Source organism: Kistimonas asteriae (assembly GCF_018263925.1).
Classification (GTDB): Bacteria; Pseudomonadota; Gammaproteobacteria; order Pseudomonadales; family Endozoicomonadaceae; genus Kistimonas; species Kistimonas asteriae.
On sequence record NZ_JAEVHF010000026.1, the window covers coordinates 1 to 21096 of the forward strand.

At 49.9% G+C, this 21096-nt stretch carries 19 protein-coding genes; 12 read left to right on the plus strand and 7 right to left on the minus strand.

From position 1 onward, the window contains the following. Positions 1-106: 106 nt before the first annotated feature. Entirely contained in the window at positions 107-922 is an 816-nt protein-coding gene (locus tag KHS78_RS20725; RefSeq protein WP_211830855.1) for a hypothetical protein, read from the minus strand. 223 nt (positions 923-1145) lie between these two features. Between KHS78_RS20725 and KHS78_RS20730 the strand changes: the two genes are divergently transcribed. The 6 genes from KHS78_RS20730 (at position 1146) to KHS78_RS20755 (ending at position 7233) form a co-directional block, all read left to right on the plus strand. Further along, a complete protein-coding gene (locus KHS78_RS20730) occupies positions 1146-3590 on the plus strand; it encodes a heavy metal translocating P-type ATPase (RefSeq protein ID WP_211830857.1) in 2445 nt (814 codons plus the stop codon). A gap of 222 nt (positions 3591-3812) precedes the next feature. Then, positions 3813-4349, plus strand: a complete 537-nt coding sequence (locus KHS78_RS20735; protein WP_211830859.1) for a hypothetical protein — start codon at positions 3813-3815, stop codon at positions 4347-4349. A 133-nt stretch (positions 4350-4482) separates the two neighbouring features. Continuing rightward, a complete protein-coding gene (locus KHS78_RS20740) occupies positions 4483-5553 on the plus strand; it encodes a hypothetical protein (protein WP_211830861.1) in 1071 nt (356 codons plus the stop codon). A 12-nt stretch (positions 5554-5565) separates the two neighbouring features. Continuing rightward, entirely contained in the window at positions 5566-6306 is a 741-nt protein-coding gene (locus tag KHS78_RS20745) for a DUF6498-containing protein (protein ID WP_211830862.1), read from the plus strand. Positions 6307-6349: 43 nt separating this feature from the next. Then, a complete protein-coding gene (cueR, locus tag KHS78_RS20750) occupies positions 6350-6775 on the plus strand; it encodes a Cu(I)-responsive transcriptional regulator (protein ID WP_246506737.1) in 426 nt (141 codons plus the stop codon). A gap of 41 nt (positions 6776-6816) precedes the next feature. Then, positions 6817-7233, plus strand: a complete 417-nt coding sequence (locus tag KHS78_RS20755; RefSeq protein WP_211830863.1) for a copper resistance protein NlpE N-terminal domain-containing protein — start codon at positions 6817-6819, stop codon at positions 7231-7233. Here KHS78_RS20755 and KHS78_RS20760 read toward each other — a convergent pair. Together KHS78_RS20760 and KHS78_RS20765 are read right to left on the minus strand one after the other, a co-directional pair. Then, positions 7198-8073: a LysR family transcriptional regulator gene (locus KHS78_RS20760; protein WP_211830864.1), complete on the minus strand. Its 876-nt coding sequence runs from the start codon at positions 8071-8073 to the stop codon at positions 7198-7200. The two genes, KHS78_RS20755 and KHS78_RS20760, sit on opposite strands and share 36 nt — an antisense overlap. A gap of 15 nt (positions 8074-8088) precedes the next feature. Next, on the minus strand, positions 8089-8994 hold the full coding sequence (locus KHS78_RS20765) for a class I SAM-dependent methyltransferase (protein ID WP_211830865.1): 906 nt from the start codon (positions 8992-8994) through the stop codon (positions 8089-8091). A 332-nt stretch (positions 8995-9326) separates the two neighbouring features. Between KHS78_RS20765 and KHS78_RS20770 the strand changes: the two genes are divergently transcribed. The 3 genes from KHS78_RS20770 (at position 9327) to KHS78_RS20780 (ending at position 11719) form a co-directional block, all read left to right on the plus strand. After that, a complete protein-coding gene (locus tag KHS78_RS20770) occupies positions 9327-10046 on the plus strand; it encodes an SDR family oxidoreductase (protein WP_211830866.1) in 720 nt (239 codons plus the stop codon). Positions 10047-10228: 182 nt separating this feature from the next. After that, complete coding sequence (locus tag KHS78_RS20775) at positions 10229-10951, plus strand: SDR family oxidoreductase (protein WP_211830867.1); 723 nt, start codon at positions 10229-10231, stop codon at positions 10949-10951. Positions 10952-11440: 489 nt separating this feature from the next. Further along, positions 11441-11719: a Lar family restriction alleviation protein gene (locus tag KHS78_RS20780; protein ID WP_211830868.1), complete on the plus strand. Its 279-nt coding sequence runs from the start codon at positions 11441-11443 to the stop codon at positions 11717-11719. Between the two features lie 9 nt (positions 11720-11728). On the opposite strand, the gene nfsA is transcribed toward KHS78_RS20780, so the two are convergent. Beyond that, complete coding sequence (gene nfsA / locus KHS78_RS20785; protein WP_211830869.1) at positions 11729-12484, minus strand: oxygen-insensitive NADPH nitroreductase; 756 nt, start codon at positions 12482-12484, stop codon at positions 11729-11731. Between the two features lie 218 nt (positions 12485-12702). Here nfsA and KHS78_RS20790 point away from each other — a divergent pair, with 218 nt between their 5' ends. Both KHS78_RS20790 and KHS78_RS20795 read left to right on the plus strand, forming a co-directional pair. Continuing rightward, the gene (locus tag KHS78_RS20790; RefSeq protein ID WP_211830872.1) at positions 12703-13200 is read left to right on the plus strand and encodes a bacteriohemerythrin; all 498 of its coding nucleotides are present in this window, start codon (positions 12703-12705) and stop codon (positions 13198-13200) included. A gap of 129 nt (positions 13201-13329) precedes the next feature. Beyond that, the gene (locus KHS78_RS20795; RefSeq protein ID WP_211830873.1) at positions 13330-13779 is read left to right on the plus strand and encodes a hypothetical protein; all 450 of its coding nucleotides are present in this window, start codon (positions 13330-13332) and stop codon (positions 13777-13779) included. Here KHS78_RS20795 and KHS78_RS20800 read toward each other — a convergent pair. From KHS78_RS20800 to KHS78_RS20810, 3 genes are all read right to left on the minus strand, one after another. Then, positions 13776-14915 (minus strand): pyridoxal phosphate-dependent aminotransferase, encoded by a 1140-nt coding sequence (locus KHS78_RS20800; RefSeq protein ID WP_246506739.1) that lies wholly within the window; start codon positions 14913-14915, stop codon positions 13776-13778. The two genes, KHS78_RS20795 and KHS78_RS20800, sit on opposite strands and share 4 nt — an antisense overlap. 41 nt (positions 14916-14956) lie before the next feature. Further along, on the minus strand, positions 14957-16270 hold the full coding sequence (locus tag KHS78_RS20805) for a hypothetical protein (RefSeq protein ID WP_211830875.1): 1314 nt from the start codon (positions 16268-16270) through the stop codon (positions 14957-14959). A gap of 156 nt (positions 16271-16426) precedes the next feature. Further along, on the minus strand, positions 16427-19978 hold the full coding sequence (locus KHS78_RS20810) for a hypothetical protein (RefSeq protein ID WP_211830876.1): 3552 nt from the start codon (positions 19976-19978) through the stop codon (positions 16427-16429). Positions 19979-20109: 131 nt separating this feature from the next. Between KHS78_RS20810 and KHS78_RS20815 the strand changes: the two genes are divergently transcribed. Further along, a complete protein-coding gene (locus tag KHS78_RS20815; protein WP_211830877.1) occupies positions 20110-21072 on the plus strand; it encodes a bile acid:sodium symporter family protein in 963 nt (320 codons plus the stop codon). Positions 21073-21096 lie beyond the last annotated feature (24 nt).

Here is a 21096-nt window from a genome sequence, read left to right on the forward strand (position 1 = left end):
AATTCCACAAGGCTCATGCCTTTCTGAAACTGGATTTTGTTCCTGGCCATGACACGTCTCCTAACCCAAGGAAAACCAGTGTCGTAAGTTTAGACGGGAGAATGGCTTATGTTAGGTGGTAATCAGGAGAGTCTTTGTTACCCACATCAAAAGGATTCGGTCCATAAGGGCGCTGTTGGGCTCTGTTGCTTGATGGATCAGATTTACCGTTGGGAGCGGGAGCAGTCGGCCCAGAGGAAACATCAGACATGTTTGTGCTAGCTGCGGTGGCGCCAGTATCACCCGACTTAATACTCAGCCTTCCCCCATTGGGGGCGCTGGTGACCTCTGTTTTAACTAAGCCAGCAAAAACATCAGGGCTATTTGAGGAGTGTGATGAGTCGTCATCGTTTAGCTCTATTGGTCTATAGCGTGTCGTTTCTTTATGGTTAGGTTCATGATCCTTTTTTAAAAAGGCGTCAAGGCGACTTTTCACATCCTTGGCTCTATTTTCAAGGGGAGATTTATCGCAGTTCCAGCCCAGATGAAAACCGTCGTAAATACCAAAAAAGAAACCTACAAGAGCGAAGCCAACACCCATCACAAGGCCCATGGGATATACAATTATGGAAATAGGCATTGCAAAGACTAAACCATGCTTATCATACGCCTTCATGATTAGACCTGAGCCTAAAATGATGCCAATTGATATTCCCGATAAGCATTCCAGTGCAGCGCAGATAGGGACTGTTACACAGATCGCCACCATTTTAACGGGGACGAGCAGAATCTTAACTATTCGTGGTTTTGATTCAGATACAGAAGAGCGGCCTAACTGGCCATTTAGATAGGGCTTTTGATCAGACGAATGAGGGGAATCAGCCTGGCCAGACCAGGTAGGTTGATAACCTGGTGCTGCGGTTCTATCAGCATCTTTGAACATACTTGCTGTTTCTCCTGTCCCCGTGAATAGTTCGGTCTGAAAAAGACCTTTAACTTATGGGATTAGACAGGCTTCATCAGGAATGGTTCCTGATGAAGGTGCGGTCATTTAACAAGCAAATGCAAACAATGGTTGTCATTATTCTTGATAATTGAAAACAGGTTTGACCTTCCCGTAAGGAGAACGCTTATGCTTCCCTCAAAGCAGGTTTCAGGAGGCAATTATGCCGAAAAAAGAGCAGATGCTGGCTTTGACCGGGGTTTCTTGTGCGGGTTGTGTCGGTCGCATTGAGAAGGCGTTGCTATCCGTTCCAGGGGTGAACGGTGTGGTGGTTAATCTTGCTGACCGGACAGCGCAGGTTGATGGCGAGGTGAGCACTGCTGCGTTGGTGGCAGCCGTGGCTTCGGCTGGTTATGGTGCCAGCCCCATAGTTGTTGAAGCGTTGCACATTGCCGTGCCGGGTATGCGCTGCGCGGGTTGTGTCGGAAAAATTGAAAAGGCGTTGAGCAGTGTGAGCGGGGTACAGGCCGTTGTCGTCAACCTGGGAGATCGCGAGGTAATCGTCACTGGTCGTGCTGATATTGCCCCGTTGCTGGCAAGTCTGTCGGAGATTGGTTATCCCGGCGAGGTCATTGATTCAGAAGAGAAGGCGCGCAAAAACCGTGAGCAGCAGGAGCAACGGCAGTATCGGCATTTGCTCAAACATATGGCCATAGCCCTTGGGTTGGGGGTGCCGCTGATGATCTGGGGCATGGTGACCGGGGAGATGGGGGTTAATAACAGTGCTCAGCAGTGGGGTTGGGGGATTGTTGGTGGATTGACCTTCCTTGTTCTCTGGTTATCCGGCGGACACTTTTTCCGGGGAGCCTGGCAAGCATTGAAGCATGGTTCAGCGACCATGGATTCCCTGGTTGCCTTAGGGACCGGTGCGGCCTGGTTTTACTCCATGCTGGTGGTGCTGTTTCCCGATTTGTTGCCGGCTGCGGCCCGGCATGTCTACTTTGAAGCGAGCGCCATGATCATCGGTATGATCAACCTGGGGCAGGCGCTGGAAATTCGCGCGCGAGGAAAGACGTCGGCGGCTATTCAGCGCCTGTTGGGCCTGCAGGTTAAAACGGCCCGTATCGTCCGGGATGGGGAAGAACGGGATGTGCCGGTTGAACAGGTGCAGGTCGACGATATTGTCCGGGTGCGTCCTGGTGAGTCGATAGCGGTTGATGGTGTGGTCACAGAAGGCGCCAGCCGGGTTGATGAGTCCATGCTGACCGGGGAGCCCGTCCCTGTCCAGAAGGTGGCCGGTGATACGGTCTCTGCTGGTACGATGAATGGCAACGGTGCACTGCTGTTTCGGGCTGAGCGGGTTGGCAGGGATACGGCTCTGGCGCGCATTATTGCCATGGTGCGTCATGCGCAGAGTACGAAAATGCCTGTTGCCCGTTTAGCTGATCGCATTTCATCGGTGTTTGTGCCTGTTGTGATGGTGATTGCACTGGTGTCTGCCATGGTCTGGTACTTCGTGGGGCCGGAGCCTGCAATAGCGCACGCGCTGGTGGTTGCTGTCACCGTATTGATCATTGCCTGCCCTTGCGCCTTGGGGCTTGCGACGCCTATGTCGGTCATGGTGGCGGTGGGCAAAGCGGCGGAATACGGCATGCTGGTGCGTAGTGGTGAGGCGCTGCAGAAAGCCAGCCACCTGACAACCGTGGTGCTCGACAAGACCGGAACGATTACTGAGGGACGCCCTTCTGTGACGGCGGTAGTGCCTATGCAAGACTTTACCGAAGAGCAGGTACTGGCATTCGCTGCCGGGCTGGAGCAGGCCTCCGAGCATCCCCTGGCAGAAGCCATTGTGGCAGCCGCCAGAGACCGGGGACTGGACATCGCACCCTGTGAACAGTTTGAAGCTGTAACGGGGGCTGGCGTTAAGGGACTGCAGGGGCATCGCTCGGTGCTGTTGGGGAATGCCCGGTTAATGCAGGAAAATGGGGTTGAAATAGCGCCATTGGCATCGATCTCCTCCGAATTGGCGAAAAAGGCTCAAACGCCGATGTATCTGACGGTGGATAATCAGCTGGCAGGTCTTGTGTCCGTGGCGGATCCGATTCGGGAGGATTCTGCGGCAGCCATTGAACGACTGCATGCCTTGGGCATCAAGGTGATGATGTTAACCGGGGATAATGCGGTCACGGCTGAAGCGGTTGCTCGGCAGGTCGGCATTGATGCTTTTCATGCTGACGTACTGCCAGAGGATAAAGAGGCCCATATCCGCCGTTTGCAGAGTGAGGGCGAGATGACCGCCATGACCGGGGACGGTATCAATGATGCCCCTGCCCTGGCGAGGGCTGACGTCGGTCTGGCCATTGGCGCCGGTACTGATGTGGCAATAGAGGCGGCGGATATCACCCTGATGCGATCCTCCCTCCACAGCGTGGCGGATGCCGTTGAACTGTCGCGGGCGACACTAAAGAATATAAAACAGAACCTTTTTGGTGCGTTTATTTATAACACGCTGGGAATTCCTGTTGCGGCCGGCGTGCTGTACCCCCTGACAGGTTTGCTACTCAGTCCGGTCGTGGCGGGAACCGCTATGGCGTTTTCTTCGGTGACGGTGGTCAGTAATGCTAACCGTTTACGGTTATTTAGACCTTCGTATGATATGAAACGCTAGATTGTTTAATCCATAATGGCGGCATTAGCCGCCTTATTATTTTCAGTTGATGAGTGGATTGTTAGGAACTTTCTTTTATACCAATGTCTAATTTCCGTTGATTTCTTTTTGGTTGATACTGTTATTAGTTTTTATTCGATTGGATCAAGGAACATTTGTATTTAATCGTTTTCTAAATAGTTATAGAGGAATGTTAATTCCGTATTGGCAAGGAGGTGGAGTATGAAATCACCAGAGCTTGGGAGAAGAAGTCCGGGGCCTTATCAGGACTCTGATCTTCATCGTAGGGTACAAGAGAGCCATGAAAAGCATGCGGAAAGAAAAGCTGCTAGGGATAAAGGCCAGTCTAGATGTTTTGGTCGAAGTACTTCTGGCACAGAGGGTGAGTCCCTTGTAGACAGTGCTTGCTTTGACAATTGCTCATCATGTTGTGAGATAGGAGCCAGAAAAATTGCAGTCTTTTTCCAAAAGGCGGGTTTGTATATAGGTAAAGGATTCTGTTGGCTTGCTTGGGGTATATGCTTTTGTAGCCCGAGGGCACAAAACTCAATAAAAAGTGGTGCAATAGATAAACTTCAAGGCAAATTGGATGAGCTCGAAGGTCTATCAGATGCTATAAGTAATCATGAGCGGGCTGAGGCCGCCTATGAGGAGGGTGATTATCTTGAGGGGTTAGGCCACGATATTCAGGCAGGCGTGGCATATGCCAGACCAAGAGCAAGATCCGCTTGGCAAAATTTTAAAAACAAATTTAAATAAATCTAAATATGAAAAGTGAGCCATTAGTTAACAGTTAGTGGCTCATTTCTTCTTTAGTTCATCATATTTTTTTATAGAGTATTTCACTCTTCTAATATTAAATTAGTTTGTTTTATGGTGAGCTGTACTTACGATGGAACTATTTTCATGGATTGAAGGCCTGAGTGATGATGGTGCAGGCTTGCTTATCGGTGCTTTTGCCATTCCTGCCATTATTTTTCTTTTTATTGGTATCAATTTTTTCAGAAAATACCACGCTGTCAATAAAATGCCGACCTCACGGGTGGGTGCGGCACAATCTGGTTATGTTGAATTAATTGGTCGTCCTGAAGGTTTTGAAAAAGGACGCCTTAAAAGTCCACTGACGAATCAAGCCTGTATTTGGTATGCCTATAAGGTTGAGCGCTATATGCGCATACGAAAAAGGCATGATTCAGAAGCAAAGTGGCAATGGCACACGGTTTATTATGATACCAGTCACCAATACCTGTTACTGCGTGATCATACAGGCTTCTGTGTGATTGATACTGATGATGATCCATTATTCAGACTGAAGCGTATTAACAAGGGGCGAGGTAAGGATGCTCCCAAAGACAATACGCAACCTGAACTGTTAACGGGACTCAAATTACTGTTCTGGTCCAGTGTACCCTTCGTTCCTCAATATCGGTATACCGAAGAGATCCTCGGAGAGGATGATGCTTTGTATGCGTTAGGGCAGTTCGATTGCCTGGATGCCAGTGAATTACCTTATGAGCCGGAGATGAAAGAAAAACTGCTGGCCTATAAGGAGCGGAGGGCAAACGCAACGAGTGAGGCCGTAGACGAGACTGGTAAGGCGCTACGTCGGCTGGATTTTGGCAGTGTGATTGATAGTGCGGTCAAAATGCACATGGCACAGCAGGATCCCGAGATGCTGGATCAGTTTGACAAGAATGATGATGGGATCCTGGACGGCGGCGATTTGGGTGATATTGAAAAACGCCTTGAACGTGCGGTGCTTGGCGAATGCCGCCATAAGAACGGGCTGCAACAATTGAATGTCATGCGTAACCCGCATGTTTGGAAGCAGCCGTTTATTCTGTCGACGATTCCCCAAGGCGCTTTGATCCGCTCCTATCAGCTGCGCGGTTTTATCTGTCTGGGTTTTGCGGGTGTATTTTTGTCGATGGTACTGGCGGTATTATTGATTCGCTTTTTATAGGGAACAGGCCGGATGTTGCATGTCAGGAAAAAGGAAAGGCAGCAGTCTGACGCGATGATCGTGATCACCAACCTGTGTCCTCTCTATGGCCTGATTGTTGGCGCCTGGACAGAGTATGATCTGCTCTGGTTGTACTGGCTGGAAACTCTGGTCATCGGATTACTTTACCCGGTACGTGTGTCATTGCTGTGTTCAGATGACAGTGACGTCAAGCGCAAAATGGTGATTGATGAATTGCAGAAGCTGGCGCCTTTCGTTGGCTTTTTCGCGATGGCGATTGTCGTGGCACAGATAGTGTTTGAACAAAAATTCATCATGCCGCTGGAGAATGTTTCGGCCATGTTTTTCCTGTTTCTGGGGATTTTAGTGGTTGAGCCGGTTTACCGCTTGCTTATGGCGGCATCTGAAAATCGCCGATGTTCTGCAGACGAATTATCTGATGATTTGGGACCCAGGGTTCTTACCCTTTTCGGAGCTTTTGTTATCGGTATTCTGTCAATGGGTTTCATGGCCTTCGGTCTGATCGTTGCCAAGACCGGCATTGAAGTCGCGATGAACCATGGTGTACTTTCCTTTGGTGAGCCCGAGTATCCTGCATCATTTGACGAGTGGAAAGCGGGACTCACAGAGAAAGACCGGCAGCGAATGGCAAAATTATATCCAGGTGGTATCGAACAGGCGGAAGCCTACATGAAAAAACAGATTGAGCGGCAGCAGCGGAAAAAGCAGAAGCGTCAGTCGAATACTCCCTGAAGAGGATCCGCAGTCGTATTAAAATACGGTTATGGTCGTTAGAATGACGCCACAAGCCGCGACTCCCAGACTACCCATGAATATCTCCCAGGCTGCACAGAAAACCGGGCTGACCAGCAAGACGATCCGCTATTACGAATCCATAGGGCTGATCCAGCCGGCCGGTCGTCAGGCGAATGGTTATCGGCGTTATGACGAACAGCATCTGCGTGAGTTGCGTTTTGTCGCCCATGCCCGGGATATGGGGTTTACCCTGGAAGAGTGTCGTGAACTGTTGAGCCTTTACCGCGACAAGTCTCGCCGGAGTGCCGATGTCAAAACCCTGACCCGAGAAAAGATCGATGACATCAACGTTAAAATCCGGGCACTGGAAACCATGCGCGATAGCCTGATGGCTCTGTCAGACTGTTGCCATGGGGATGAACGGCCGGATTGTCCCATTCTGGATAACCTGGCCAGTCCTGATTAATAATCACAGACTTTTTGCATTACAGAACAGGAGCATCCGCCATGCGTTGGCTCGGTATTTTGATGGTGTTGGCAGTGCTGACCGGTTGTGCCGGTAACGGGATCAGCGGTGCGTCGGTCCCAGCTACCCACGTGTATGCTACCGCCCTGCCCAGCGCCTCAGGCTCTGGCCGTTTTGTCGAACTGATGCTGTTTCCGGATGGGGACGCCCTGTTTGTGGAAGCGTATCTGGATCATCCCAAGGACAAGGCAGCGCGAGTGGGTCACTGGTTACGGTCCGGCAGCTACATTGACCTGACCCTGGATCAGGGGGAAACCCTCTCTTTCCTCTGGCAGGGGAATTTCCTGATTTACGAAGGCAGCGCCTACGGTTCAGCAGGGCTGAGGCTTGAAGCACTGCGTCCGGCGTCCAGTGGGCCCGGATTAAACATTGGTCTGGGTGTCCATGGCGGTTTTTGAGCGATTCTGTTGATACCGGCCCAGTGTGGCAATCGCGGCACTCAGCGCCGGTTTCAGGCTTTTGCTGGCCGGGTAGCAGAGCCCTATGCGTCGGAACATTCTGGGGCCTATGAGCGGGCGTGTTACCAGCTCTTTGGCAGATTCCAGTACACCGGTCGGCAGGAAAGAGATGCCAAGGCCCGCCTGAACCAGATGCATGACCTGTGTCTTGCTCTCCGCCTTGGCCACCAGGTTCACGCTTAGCCCATTGCAGGCCAGCAGCCCCAGAGTTTGCTGATGGGCTTCACAGGGCGGACACTCAATAAAACGGTATTGATGCAGCTCGCGGGGTTCGATGGATTGCCTCTGGGCCAGCGGGTGTTCAGGCCGCATGCACAAGATATAATCCTCCTCCCATAGCGGCAGGAATATCTCATCCTCCCCTTTCTGACAATCCAGCGTAATGCTGGCATCCGGTGTGCTGGAAGGATCAATCAGTTCCAGCAGTAACTCAGGGTTTTCGTCTTGCAGTGTGGCCAATACCCGGGCCAGTGATAACTGGCTCAGGTCAGGGTAAGTCGCCAACTTGAAAGGCAATTGGTGTTTTCTTTGCTGGAACAGACCCGGCAGGCGATCTGCGTCGGATAGTAAGCGCAGCGCCAGTGGGTAGAGATAGTGTGCTTCATCGGTCAGGTCCACGCCTTTCTTGTGGCGTAGGAATAGCGCCGTGCCCAATGTTTCCTCCAGCGATTTTATGGCACTGGAAATAGCCGGCTGAGAATGAAACAGGCGAGCGGCAGCAGCGGTAATGGACTTTTCTTCATACACCGCGACAAAGCAGCGCAACAGGCGAAGATCCATAGGTTCAACAATGGTTCAGTGAATAAGGTTGTATAATACGGTATTTGCCGTCTCTGTTTTAGCTGGCTTATAACCAATGGTTGCCACCTGCGCCCCGCGCCAATGGGCTGTGTTTTGTTCAATGGTTTGAACCAAGCGGTCGTAAACAGCCTCATCGTAACCCGCTTGGATAAACACAGGTTTAAGCTGTTTAAAATTCAGTAACATGTGGGCCATGTCAGTGCTGCTTGCCGGAAAGTAGGCTGAGGCTGAACCGGTCACATTAACTAATCCCGTTTTGACGAAATACTTTGGACTTTCATACGCTGACAGAAAGGATATATTGGTGGCCTGTTCGAGGGATGTCAGTATTGAGTGCATCATGGTATTCATGGCGCTGTCTTTGGATAAATCCGGAATGCTGGCGTCCAGCGGTAATCTGGCAGAGTCCTCTGTGATCAGCAGGCCTCCGGGTTTTAATGCGTGCACAAATTTCTGGATAACCTGTTCGCGCTCGGGGATGTGCATTAATACATTTCTGGCGAAGATAAAGTCATAGGTGGCTTCGGAAAGATCATCGGTGACCAGATCTTGCTCAAGAACGTTGACGTTCGAATCGGGAATTTCTCGCAAGAAATGAGGCTCAATATCCAGGGCATCGACAGAGCCTTCTACACCCACTTTCTCTGCGAGCCAGCGTGTAATGCCTCCCAGGCCTGCGCCGGCATCTAGACAGTGCCATCCTGGTTGGATATCGGCTTTTTCCAAAATCTCAAAGGTGTAGGGGTTGGAATAGTTTTCTAAATAAGTCAGCCGTTCCCTGGCATGCTCCCAACTATTTGATAAGGAATATAGGCTGCCAGCGAAAGACAAACGGCAAAGCGATAAGCAAAGGAAGAGGGCTATAGTAAGCACCCGATATGTAGAAAGCCTCGACCACATGATTTAAGCACCATTCGTGAATGGAAGGGTGGTGAGTGTAGACGATAGAGAGACGATTCATAATCACGCCCTCTGGCGCATAAAAAGATCCCGTACTGTTCAGGGCGTGTGAGCTTTTTGCTCAATTTTCCATACTTTATTCGATGAAACCAAAGATTAGTCCTGCAGGGATCGTTATGGTGGGGGTCATAGTCAGGAAGGCTACGCCCATCGGATACCGGAACAGACTCTTGAGTAGAATCACTTCGGTTAGCGGTTGCAGGGGAAGCGTCTATAGTTCTACGGCCCAAATATACGTTTTCTTTCTTGCCCGAGTTTTCAGAGGTGAATCAATGACTAAACCCCTGGTGGTTATCACCGGTGCCAGCTCTGGTATTGGAGAGGCTGCGGCGCGTAAATTCTCGCAGGAAGGCTATCCCCTTCTATTGCTGGCGCGGCGTCTGGAGCGTATGGAGTCGCTGGGGTTGCCCAATACCCTGTGTCGGCAGGTGGATGTCACTGACCTGATCGCTTTCAGGGCGGCGCTTGAGGAGGCGGAAGGTAAATACGGGCCGACGGATTGCCTGATTAATAATGCTGGCATCCTGCGTCTGGGGCGGATGGATACCCAGGATCCGCAGGAATGGCAGCTGATGTTCGATACCAATGTGCAGGGATTGCTGAACGGTATACATCTTGTGCTGGCCGGCATGCGGCGCAGGCAATCGGGAACGTTGATTAACATCAGCTCAGTGGCGGGTCGCAAGACCTTTGTGAATCATGGGGGTTATTGCGGTACCAAGTTCGCGGTACATGCCATTAGCGAAGGCATTCGTGAAGAGGTGGCGGATGATAATGTCCGGGTTGTTACCATTGCGCCGGGTATCGTGGAAACGGAGATCCTCGACCACACGACCAGTGATGCTGTCCGACAGGAGTATAAGGACTGGAAAAAGGACATTGGCGGCGGCATCCGTTCAGAGGATACCGCGGAAGCGATCTGGTATGCCTATCAGCAGCCGCAGAATGTCTGTATCCGGGAGGTGGTGCTTGCACCGACCCGTCAGCAGTAATCATAAAAGAGCGTGAGGCTGGCGGATGATTGTGGAAACCCTGTTGCCTGTCTATCCATAGGTCTGGCTTATGGTAAGCCTCAGAAATGACAATTTTATCTACCCGGTTTGAACGCCTATAGTGCCGCTCGTTACTGCACGGCGTCTGACGTGTGCAAACTCTTTTTTCAATGGGAAGCACGATGAACAAACCACTGGTTGTGATTACCGGCGCCAGCTCCGGCATTGGCGAAGCCACTGCACGCAAACTGTCTGCTGAAGGGTATTCTCTGCTGTTGCTGGCGCGCAGGATTGAGCGACTGGAACGTCTGGGTTTGCCGAATACCCTGTGCCGTCAGGTGGATGTGATGGATCGTGAAAGCTTCCGTCATGCACTGGAAGAAGCCGAAGCACAGTTTGGTCCGGTGGACTGCCTGATCAACAATGCGGGTATCATGCTGCTTGGGCATGTGGATACCCAGGATCCGGTAGAGTGGCAGCGGATGTTTGATGTGAACGTGCTCGGCCTGTTGAATGGCGTTCATCTGGTCTTGGCGGGCATGCGGGAGCGAAAAGCCGGCACTGTCATCAACATAAGCTCTATTGCGGGCCGTAAGACATTCCCCAATCATGCGGCTTATTGCGGCACCAAGTTCGCAGTGCATGCGATGGGCGAGAATATCCGGGAAGAAGTGGCTGACGACAATGTTCGTGTGATCACCATTGCCCCCGGTGCGGTGGAAACCGAATTGCTTGGTCATACCTCCAGTGATGACATCAAGGCTGGCTACGAATCCTGGAAAGACAGCATCGGCGGCGCCATTGCACCGGACGATATCGCGGGCGCCATCAGCTTTGCCTATAACCAACCGCAGAATGTGTGTGTACGTGAGATTGTTATTGCAGCGACACGTCAGCAGCCTTGATGTTTGATAGGTATTTTTAAGTCATTCAGTGTTTCAAATAGCCGTCCAATGACAGGGGCGGCTGTGCAATCGCATTCTCAATAATGATCGACCTCTGCCGATATCACTATTTCGCTTGTAAAGGATGGGGTTATTCAGTCACGGGAACTTTGACTGACGCATTACTGTCATACAACTAGCGAATGATTGTGATCACGTACCATGAGGTCGAGTAATGAAAAGAAAAGATACGAAACACGTTGAACAAGACGATAGCGCAAAGCAAGACAAAAAGAACGCCCACTTCTTCTCCTTCAGCGGCTTGAGACGGCGTTCATCCACAAAGCCGGGCAACGGTGATGATTCGTCCCGGGAATCGTCAAATATCCGTACCGCCTGACCCCCGTTTCTCACTCCAATTCAGTCATCGGCTGCCGATAAAAAAAGACAGGTCTTTCTCTTCCTGAAGCGCCTGGCGGGTGTCTCAGGGTATCGGTAGGTCGGTGTATCATGGAAATACTGCGTAAGTGCCCCTGCTGTCAGTCTGAAGCCGAGTTTGTGGATGTTCCGGTATCCGGCAGCCTGCTATGGCAGGTGACCTGCCGCCGCTGTGGTTTGTCTACCGAGCTCGATGATGATCGCATGCTTTGCCTCAAGCAATGGAACCGCCGGGAGCGGGAAGACCACCTGAAAATGGTGTTGCTCAGTCTCACCATTGGGAGTGCGTTCCTGGCGGTGATTGGTTTTGTCATCGGTATGCTGTTGGGATTGAACAGCGGTTTTTCCTGAAGCCAGCCCCTACTTCATTTCAAAGCCCTGCTCCTGCAGGAAAGCTCGCATATGAGGGCGGGTTTTCTCAGCCATTAAGCCACTGACCTGCTCACTCCAGCTGATATTTTTGTTCCCGCCGGTTCGGGTCTGGTAATAGTCGCGAATGGTGTCGTCATAAGCTTCCAGTGTCCCGGGATCATCATCGGACCAGACGTCCTCTTTCATAATAATGTCAGCAGGCAGTCGGGGTTTTATTTCGGGACTCTGATCCGGATAACCCAGGCAGAGACCAAAGACAGGGTAGACCTGTTGCGGTAGTTGCAGCAGGTCGCTGACCTCGCTCGGGTTATTGCGAATACCGCCGATGTAACAGGCGCCCAGTCCCATGGCTTCCGCGGCAATCACGCAGTTCTGTGCCATCAGGGCGACATCCACGGTCGCGATAATAAACGCTTCTGTCATGCCAGCCGGCATCGTCATATTGTGCCGTTCACAACATTGTTCCGCCCGGCGGAGATCGGCACAGAACACCAGAAATTCTGCAGCAGACGAGACATAGGGCTGACCGCCGGATAACGTCACCAGTTGTTCCCTGGCGTCGGGATTGCGTACACGAATCACGCTGCGGGCCTGAACGAAGCTTGAGGTAGCAGCGGCCTGGCCCGCATGAATGATTGCCTGCAGTTGTGTGTCGGTCAGTGGCTGGTCAGTGAATTTGCGGATGGAGCGGTGACTCCCCAACAGCTTCAGCAGACTGGCTTCGGTGGCAGGATCGTGGTGCATAGGGTCTCCGTTATCCAGTTATCGTCTGTTCGCGGGTGATCGCGACATATTATGGCAGGGTAGTGCGGTCTTTCTCTGAGTGTTGACCTGTGTCAATGTTTGTCCGGCTGGTTTGTCTCTAAAGTACCGGTTGCCTGCCCATAAACACAACACACCGGATGGTCGCATAGTCACATATATTTATAAGCGACACGTTCGGCATAATAGCGAGGTTAACCATGGAAAATGCCGTTGCAGACGGTCATCGGACAGATAATAAAGGGAGCAATGTGCTGATACCCTGGAATGACTCTCTCAGCGTGGGTATCCAGGAGATTGATGAGCAGCACAAGGTGTTGGTGGATCTGCTCAACGAGCTACACCGGGCCATTACCGAGCATCATGGAAGCGATACGGCGATTGGTATCCTTGATCGACTGGTGGAATACACCCGGATTCATTTTTCCGTTGAAGAAAGCCTGATGCGGGTACTGGATTACCCCGGCTATGAAGAACACAAGCAACACCATGAACAACTGATTGAGCAGGTGTATGAACTCCGGGGCAAGGTCGGCGACGGCAAGCATATCAGCTTTGAACTGCTCCATTTCCTCAAATCCTGGCTGACCCGTCATATCCTGGAAGATGACCGGGACTATGTGCCATTTTTCCTGTCCCGTGGCGTCAAGGCCAGCTACGAAAAGCGTTCCTGGCTGGATCGGATTTTTCATCGCTAACCGCTGTATACCCGCAGGTGTGATTGTGAATGGTTATAACCGCCTGCTACTGCGCTGAGTATACTTTTCAGAAGGTGTGCCGGTTCAGGACGAGACCGGCGTTGTCTCCGCGCAGTAACAGGGATTGTTATGGTGATCACACACGCTGGCAGTGGCCAGTCGCCTATTCTGGACCATGCGTTCAGGCTCTCTTCGAACAACGAACCACTGATACTTCGGGATCATTTTAAAGGCCATGTCATCCTGATGACGTTGCTGGAACCAGAGACGGTTCAGGAACGGCTGGAGGCCCTCGAGCAGATGTTCATGCGGTATCGTTTACGTCATTTCACCGTGGTGGGTCTTTACCCGGAAACGGTCCAGGTGGCGACCAACGTGTCTTTTCCACTCCTGAAGCTGCCCACCGGCAGTGATCATGAGCACTTTCAGACACTCACCGGTCTGGCCGGCCCTGCGGGTATGTCCGTCTGCCTGGTGAACCGCCGCGGGCATCAGGCGGCGGTGTTTCCGGATGATCCGGTACCCGGCAACAGCAAATTCATGCAAAAGCTGGAAATGCTGCTGGCTGAACACCGTTAAGGGGCGGGGATGACCTCGTCCAGTACCCGGATGAGGTGTTCCGTCTGCTCCCGGTTTCCCAGCGTGATACGAAGGCCCATGCGGCCCTGTTGATCGGCTTTGGGGCGTACGAGAATGTTGTGTGCCTGCAGGTGGCGGTTGACGGTGTCTGGATCTTCCGGGAACGTCCAGAGGAAGTTGGCGGCGCTGGGCCAGAACGCAATTTTCTTATCCACAAGAAACGCTTCAAACAGCGGTTTGGAGACGGTCATCACTTCCCTGACATAGTTTTCTGTGTATTCCGGATGTGCCAGTGCCGCAGTCGCGGCGACAACGGCAAACTGGTTGACGTCATAGGGGCCGCGGACATTGAGCAGGGCATTGATGTTCTCGGGGGAACTGATCACATAACCCAGGCGGATAGATGGTAATCCCCAGGTCTTGGAAAACGTACGGGTGACCAGCAGGTTGGGTGTGTCATTCACCTGGTCGCTGACCGTGGTTTGGGTGTATTCGAAGTAGCACTCATCCACCAGGATGGCTGCGTTCGGTGCCGCCTGGGTGATCTTAATGATAGTCTCTCGACTGACAGCGGTACCGGATGGATTGTTAGGGCTGGCAATCACAATCAGGCGTGTGGCCGGGGTGATGGCATCCATGACGGCCTGAGCGGGAAACCCTTCCCCGCGGGTGTATTGCGGCTCAATGATATTGAGATTTTCCACTTTCGCGCACTGGTAATACATCGCAAATGACGGGCCGGGAATGATCGCTTCATCCCCCTCACGGCAGCTGGCGCGGATGATCAGGTCAATGCCCTGGTCGGAACCGTTGGTGATCATGACCTGGTTGCTGCTGATACCGTTATAGTCGGCGATACGTTCGGTCAGTTCGCCATAATTGGGGTACATCTGTAGCTGATCATTATTGAGATAATCCAGCAGCGCCTGACGAACCTGAGGACTAACGGGCAGGGTGCGTTCATTGAAATCCAGCAGTAAATGCTGCCCCGGATCGCGGCCTTCCAGCGGAGGGGCATAGGCACTCATGGCAGCAATATGGGATTTGAAAACACTCATGGTCTGCACCGCTTTGTTGTCATGATCGTTGTGGTCAACAGGCGGAGCCAGTATACGCAGAGTGTTTTCTTGTGTCATTTTCCCTATGCCGGGTACCGCTGTTTCAGTAGGGAAACGTGTTATTGGTCCTTATCTTTTTTTGATGTTTTATTGAGCATCGTGTCGGGCTTGAAAGACTTTATAGATTCAAGAAGTTCACCCCTGGGGGTTTTGGAAGCCGTTTTTTCTCGTTCGGCTATATGTTCAGGCGAATTTGTTTCTACCGTCGTCATGGATGATTTATCAAAAGACCGTATTTTATCCAACGTTTTATCCATAGCCCCTCTTCTCTGTTGTATCTGTTCCTCAGAATTGGTCTCTGTTTTTCGTAGTGTGCTTTTGTCGAATTTTGAAAAGTCTTCATTCAACGACTTCATGGAATGTGCATGATCCTCTGTTGCATTGGCGCCATAACGCAGTGGAGGCGATGACGCAGGTTGGCTCATGCTTTTAGATGATTGAGACTGCTGCGAATCTGGCGGTGGCGGTGGCGGAGGCGGAGGTGGAGGTGGAGGTGGAGGTGGAGGTGGCATTTCTTGTGGCGCAGGTGACGGGGGCTGATGGCCGAAGTCCGGTAATGTTGGCTCGACTGTATGAACAGATGCAGGTGCCGGATTGTTGTTTTCATCACGTAATGGCTTACCGTCATCCTCATCAACAACGGGGACTGCTTCCATCGTTACGGTAATTTCATCATCGGGCGAACGGTGTCTTTTTCTCTCTTTAAACTTTTCGCTGTTTTCTAATTCTTGAATAAGCTTACGTGAATCGGGTAACTGTCCCGTTAATTCAAGCTCGGTTGAGGAGGTCAGACTTTCTCGCCAATGTAGCATTGTATCTACAAGTGATTTCAGAGAATGAATAACGGACGCTACTGGATTGCTTTCATTCTGCTTCTGATCAAGTAACACCTGTTTGTAGAGTGCAAGATTGTCTTTTGTTTGCGATAGTAGCTCTTCTTCTGGATGTTGTGGTAAGGCTTGTTTGACTTGTTCTATGATACCGGCGGCAAGACCGCTTGTTCTTTCTGGATCGGGGTACCTGTAAATGATTTCACCATCTTTTCTGATTATGATTTCAGTGATGCATTCTGGTGGTTCATAATCAGGGTTGCTCAGAAAATCAATATTTTCCGCTACCTTTGCCAGCCAGAGATTATTAATGTTGTCGTTTATCTGGTTGGCTAATACATCAGGATCGGGTAAACCATTGTCTGTCTTTCCGACACTTCGCTGCTTGGCTCTTAAGCTCGCACTTGCCTTGGAGTTTGAGCTTTCTGAGATGATTGATTGCCCTTTAGTCGTGCTGATTGACCCCGCGACGCTTTCTTTTTCTTCGAATGCGTTCGAATGGGGGAGCGAAGTCAGAGAATGTCTCCCTTTGGGACCTTCCATAATGCCTCCTTGTTTATTTTTTTAGTTTAGCTTTTTATTGTGTTGTAAGGATTAATAGAGGCATATTGAAATTTTTATATAAAATTATGGAATAAAAAATACTAAAACCCATAGATATATTTATGGATTTTAGTACTGTCTGTTAATTTATTTGAATTATTGTTTATTAAATAGACGTTTAGCAACAGATTGTCGCTTGGGGCGCTTTTCTGGAGTTAGCGGGGAGTAACCTTCATCGCAAGGTTGAAGGACTGCCGGCATTGAGGCTGATCTATCTTCTATAATATGGACTTCTAATAATTCATCGCTTCCACGGAGCGTTTGTCGAAATTTATAGCATTTATTTTTGTCAATGCTTGTTTGTTGGAAATCGTAGCATGTATCTTTACTTAACCTGCTACTTGTCTGTCCAGATACATGGGGTTTGTGTTCATCTGAGCTTTCTATTCCTATTGGTAGAGGAAGATAATTGTCCCATGTTGATCGACCGTCTAGCGTTTTTATTGGTTCCCCGCTTTCGGATTTCATGTCTGATGAGACACTCATTGGAGAGCTTTCTACAACCGCTGGACCTGTTATTGGGTCATGCTTCACTCGTGTTGATGATACAGTCGCCTCCATCGCAGGTACTACCTCCGCAGCGCCAGTCTTCGATAACCTTTCAATAATCTCTGTCGACCACGCTGAATCATCATCTGTTATTGGACGGCGTAGCTCGTTTGGTATGAGGTACTGACGAGAGCTATCTAATGGTAGCTCCTCGCATTCAGCATCAGTACTATCTTCCTCTCCACGGTTTATTCTTTCCAATTGATCCAACCCTTCGCTCAGTTTAGAGAGAATCCTATTTTTTATATCATCCTCTAATTGATCTGCTATTGTCGGTTCGACATCTCGAATCAGACTAATGACGTCAATTAGTTTACTAAAAATTCTTGTGTTTCGTTGCATGGTTGAATTGGGTGTTTCATTTATCCGTGTAGGCGTAGAGCTTAATCGTTTTAGCTCTTTCATTGATTTTTTAAGCCGTGCATTTATTTCATTTGGGCTATCTTCATCTTGTGTGGGTGTGGACTCCTCTTTTTCAGTCAGCAGCGTTGTTACTTTTTTATGGGTTCCGTCTGTCAATTCAATTAAAAGCTCTCTGAAGACAATGATGGTTGTTGAGGCACTTTCTTCGTTATTCTGAGCTAGAAACGTTGTTTCAAGTAAATTAAGTGCTGGTATGACTGGGGCTTCATTCAGCTTCTGGTTTTTGATCTGGGTAATCATTGTATTGAGTGACAGAATATTACCATCCAGATCAAACGCTGGTTCTGGTAATGTAAGCGCTATATCCATCTCATCCCAGCAAGAGCCGACTGATATGGATACTGCGTCATCTGATGGTGCACGGAATGAAATGTCCCGTTTAACCGGTGATGAAACTTCATACTCCGAGTTTTCAGATTCAGAGTCTTCAGATGACATCATTAAGAGTTTCTCAAATGAATTCCGCCTGGATATAGAAAGGCAACCTTCAACTATCCACTCACAATCATCGCTGGATGTGTGTGATGCCTCTGATGGTACGGGCGACACTGAGCGGGAACTGGTCATGTTGTCCGCTACATCATGTGAAGTTGATCTATGTAAAGGGCTTTCTACTTGATTAGGTAATCTGTCTTCTGTTTCTGAGGGTAATGTTAACGCGCAGCTTGGTTGTTTTGCTTCAGGGGTGGCAGCTTGGAGGACCCGTTCCTCCTCAGATGTGTGGATTTTATCCCGTAATCGGCCCTGCGACTCAAGGGAGGATGCGTGGCTATTTGTTGACTGACTGGCTGACGACAGCATTAAATGTCCGCTGGAGGGATAATGAATGGGTCCCTGAATGACGGTGGCGCCAGAAAATGAATCAGAAAAGGGCTGAGATGTATCACGCAATAGCTCTTCTCGTCTTGTTGTCAGATCTGACAGCGACAGTGATCTCTTGGTGTCGTCGTATTGCTTGGGATGTTTGGAGGAATTCCATGGCCATGAATTAGCAGAATAGGAGTGAGGTAAATGTCCCTCGAGTGCTTCAAATTCAAGGGTAGGGGGAGCATCAAGATCGTTTGTAGTTAGGCTTGTTCGATCCGTATCACTATAGATGCTCCTAGGGTATGTTGAAGAACGGTCCTCATCTAGTAGTTCAGAAGCTTTGTGTTCAGGAGTCCGCTCAGAAGATGATACGTTACCATGGCTATTCGTCTCACTATGGAGGAGCTCCGACCTGTCCGATGGCAGACTGTTAGATGATGTGTTGAGTATTCCACAGACACTTTGATGAGGACTTCTATAGGCTATACAGTCTGGCTCTTCGCTATGGACTGAGCTTGCGCTATTTAAAGAAAGTCTCTCCTGTGATCTGGCAGGCGATCTAGGCGCAATATGTCCAGAACCTGCAACGGGTGACCTGCTTGTGAGATCGAAAGCAGGCATTTCTCTGTGGGAGGACTCCGATCTATCTGACGAAAGTGTGTCGTGTGATTGATGGAGTAATACAGGGACACTATGCTTGATATCATCAACAGATGACGCGCTTGAATGGTCTTCTGTCATCACTCTAGGTTCGGGTGTTTGACGACGTGAAGAGAGGCTTATATGTGGCCTAGGATGTGATTCTGGTGCACTCTCTCTAAAGGGTGACCCGATTATTCCATTGTCTGTATCCTCTTTAAAATGTCTCTTGTGATTCTTAGCAGAGAAGCCACTATTCGGGTGTTCAGGAGGTATTGTCCCGTCAAGACTGGATTGGCTGGATGTAAGCCAATCTGTAATGCCTTTTCGGTCGTACAGAGGTGGTAAGCTTCCACGCTTTTTAGGACTCATTCGTTCTTCACGATTGTCGTATCCGGTGCCATATCTGCTCTTTTCCGGAGATGATAGATCCGGTACTGACTGGGTTCTTGCAGGGTGGGTGTCCATAGTAGGCTTTAAGCACCCTTTTCTTAAAGGGTGGCTGGGAGATGTGCCAAAGTTTCTCCTCTGCGGTTTTGGAAACTCTTGGCGAGTTTGTGTTTTTCTATGTTTATGGAGTAATGATTCCTGTGCTCCTGCGGTGTACTGAAGCGGGTCTTTCGGGAAAACAAACTTCCTATTCGAAATGTTGCTAATAATTGTTTTAGTATCACTGTAAATAGCTTTCATGTCTGAGATACATTTTTTTTGCCTATGTTTTACTATTTTTTTTAGCGATGTGTGATCCTGCTCCTTTGGATACTTTAACTGTATGGCGGAGTCTACTGTTTTCTTCAGGTTGGATAATAGTTTCAGGTATCGTTGGTCTTCTAACTGTGTGTTTCTATAGCTCTTTTCTATAAGAGAAATCGTTTCCTTATCGCAAGTTATTTTTTTTATAGATTGAATTGTATATTGATCAAATCGGGTTTGCGGATCTTGTAATGCTGTTTCCAATCTTGATGAGACACTCAAAAGCCATATATCGTATGTAAGCGATACAAGATCATCAGCTAAAACCTGAACATCTTCTGGTAACGTTTTTGTGGACTGTATATCTCTATCAGAAATCATGGAAGATGAAGTGCTATCCGGAGCGCTCATCTCTCCGTGAACGCTATGAGGCGCTTTTTTTAAACGGAGGCCTTCATCAGGCGACTTATGATAGGGAATGGGTTGTGCACCAGTATGTAAGGGGCTGGGGATAGAGGTACGATTGCTGCCTGGCATAATAAACAACTTCCTGTTTTATTGATCACCATGGGTGAGTAACGTGCTTGTTAGAATAGAGACACCGATTTACAGGACAAAGTTCCCCGCCCAAGGCAGTTCGAAAACTTGTTTAAATTATTGGTTATAAAATGTTGTCTCGTTATTACAGTATTTGGATTCTTCTGCTGGCTTTGGCCGCGTGGCTATGGCCCTCTCCGTGGCTGGGGCTGCAGCCTTATTTTGTCTGGCTACTGGCCACGATCATGTTCCTGATGGGCTTGACCCTTCGCTGGCAGGATTTTCGCGATATTTTCCGGCATCCCGGGGCTGTCTGTCTGGGCGTAACCCTGCAATTCCTGCTGATGCCAGCATTAGCCTGGCTGGTCAGCAAGGCGTTTGGATTTCCTCCGGAGTGGCTGCTGGGCATGATGCTGGTAGGGACTGCCCCCGGGGGCACGGCATCCAATGCGCTCACTTATCTGGCCAGGGGAAATGTTGCGCTGTCGGTCAGCATGACGCTGGTCTCTACCACACTGGCGGTATTCATGATGCCTTTGTTGAGCGGCTGGTATCTATCCTCGGTCATTGAGATTGACCGGTTGGGTATGCTGCTCAGTATTGGCCAGATTGTAGTGGCGCCGGTGACGTTGGGATTACTGTGTGTGCAGGTGCTGGGCGAGTCTCGTATCCATCGTGTGAGGCACTGGCTGCCTGATCTGGCGCTGCTGTTTATTATGGTGGCCATTGCGTTGCTGGTTGCCATCAATGCAGGCAGTCTGCACCAGTTGACCGGGCTGCTGGTTGTGGGTGTATTGATTCATAATGTTGCAGGTTTGGTGATCGGTTATTTATTGGCATTGGCTTGCAGGCAATCTGTGACCAATGCGCGAACTATTGCCATCGAGGTGGGTACCCAGAACACCGGTCTGGCCATGGCGTTGGCATTAAAACATTTCTCGGCACTGGCGGCGTTACCGGGTGTATTGTTTTCTATCAGCCAGAATCTACTGGGTGTGGCTGCAGCGAAAGGGTGGCGACGCCAGCCAGAGGATGAGTCGCAGGCTATCGATAAAGGAAACCCTGTAAAGTCCTCATCCGCAGGAAATGTTTAAGTAGGGTATGAACAGGTTCTCTGG

What these genes read in the sequence shown, in the direction of transcription:
- KHS78_RS20725 (WP_211830855.1), bottom strand. Translation starts at nt 922, where the DNA reads ATGTTCAAAGATGCTGATAGAACCGCAGCACCAGGTTATCAACCTACC.
- KHS78_RS20730 (WP_211830857.1), top strand. Translation starts at nt 1,146, where the DNA reads ATGCCGAAAAAAGAGCAGATGCTGGCTTTGACCGGGGTTTCTTGTGCG.
- KHS78_RS20735 (WP_211830859.1), top strand. Translation starts at nt 3,813, where the DNA reads ATGAAATCACCAGAGCTTGGGAGAAGAAGTCCGGGGCCTTATCAGGAC.
- KHS78_RS20740 (WP_211830861.1), top strand. Translation starts at nt 4,483, where the DNA reads ATGGAACTATTTTCATGGATTGAAGGCCTGAGTGATGATGGTGCAGGC.
- KHS78_RS20745 (WP_211830862.1), top strand. Translation starts at nt 5,566, where the DNA reads ATGTTGCATGTCAGGAAAAAGGAAAGGCAGCAGTCTGACGCGATGATC.
- cueR (WP_246506737.1), top strand. Translation starts at nt 6,350, where the DNA reads ATGACGCCACAAGCCGCGACTCCCAGACTACCCATGAATATCTCCCAG.
- KHS78_RS20755 (WP_211830863.1), top strand. Translation starts at nt 6,817, where the DNA reads ATGCGTTGGCTCGGTATTTTGATGGTGTTGGCAGTGCTGACCGGTTGT.
- KHS78_RS20760 (WP_211830864.1), bottom strand. Translation starts at nt 8,073, where the DNA reads ATGGATCTTCGCCTGTTGCGCTGCTTTGTCGCGGTGTATGAAGAAAAG.
- KHS78_RS20765 (WP_211830865.1), bottom strand. Translation starts at nt 8,994, where the DNA reads ATGTGGTCGAGGCTTTCTACATATCGGGTGCTTACTATAGCCCTCTTC.
- KHS78_RS20770 (WP_211830866.1), top strand. Translation starts at nt 9,327, where the DNA reads ATGACTAAACCCCTGGTGGTTATCACCGGTGCCAGCTCTGGTATTGGA.
- KHS78_RS20775 (WP_211830867.1), top strand. Translation starts at nt 10,229, where the DNA reads ATGAACAAACCACTGGTTGTGATTACCGGCGCCAGCTCCGGCATTGGC.
- KHS78_RS20780 (WP_211830868.1), top strand. Translation starts at nt 11,441, where the DNA reads ATGGAAATACTGCGTAAGTGCCCCTGCTGTCAGTCTGAAGCCGAGTTT.
- nfsA (WP_211830869.1), bottom strand. Translation starts at nt 12,484, where the DNA reads ATGCACCACGATCCTGCCACCGAAGCCAGTCTGCTGAAGCTGTTGGGG.
- KHS78_RS20790 (WP_211830872.1), top strand. Translation starts at nt 12,703, where the DNA reads ATGGAAAATGCCGTTGCAGACGGTCATCGGACAGATAATAAAGGGAGC.
- KHS78_RS20795 (WP_211830873.1), top strand. Translation starts at nt 13,330, where the DNA reads ATGGTGATCACACACGCTGGCAGTGGCCAGTCGCCTATTCTGGACCAT.
- KHS78_RS20800 (WP_246506739.1), bottom strand. Translation starts at nt 14,915, where the DNA reads ATGACACAAGAAAACACTCTGCGTATACTGGCTCCGCCTGTTGACCAC.
- KHS78_RS20805 (WP_211830875.1), bottom strand. Translation starts at nt 16,270, where the DNA reads ATGGAAGGTCCCAAAGGGAGACATTCTCTGACTTCGCTCCCCCATTCG.
- KHS78_RS20810 (WP_211830876.1), bottom strand. Translation starts at nt 19,978, where the DNA reads ATGCCAGGCAGCAATCGTACCTCTATCCCCAGCCCCTTACATACTGGT.
- KHS78_RS20815 (WP_211830877.1), top strand. Translation starts at nt 20,110, where the DNA reads ATGTTGTCTCGTTATTACAGTATTTGGATTCTTCTGCTGGCTTTGGCC.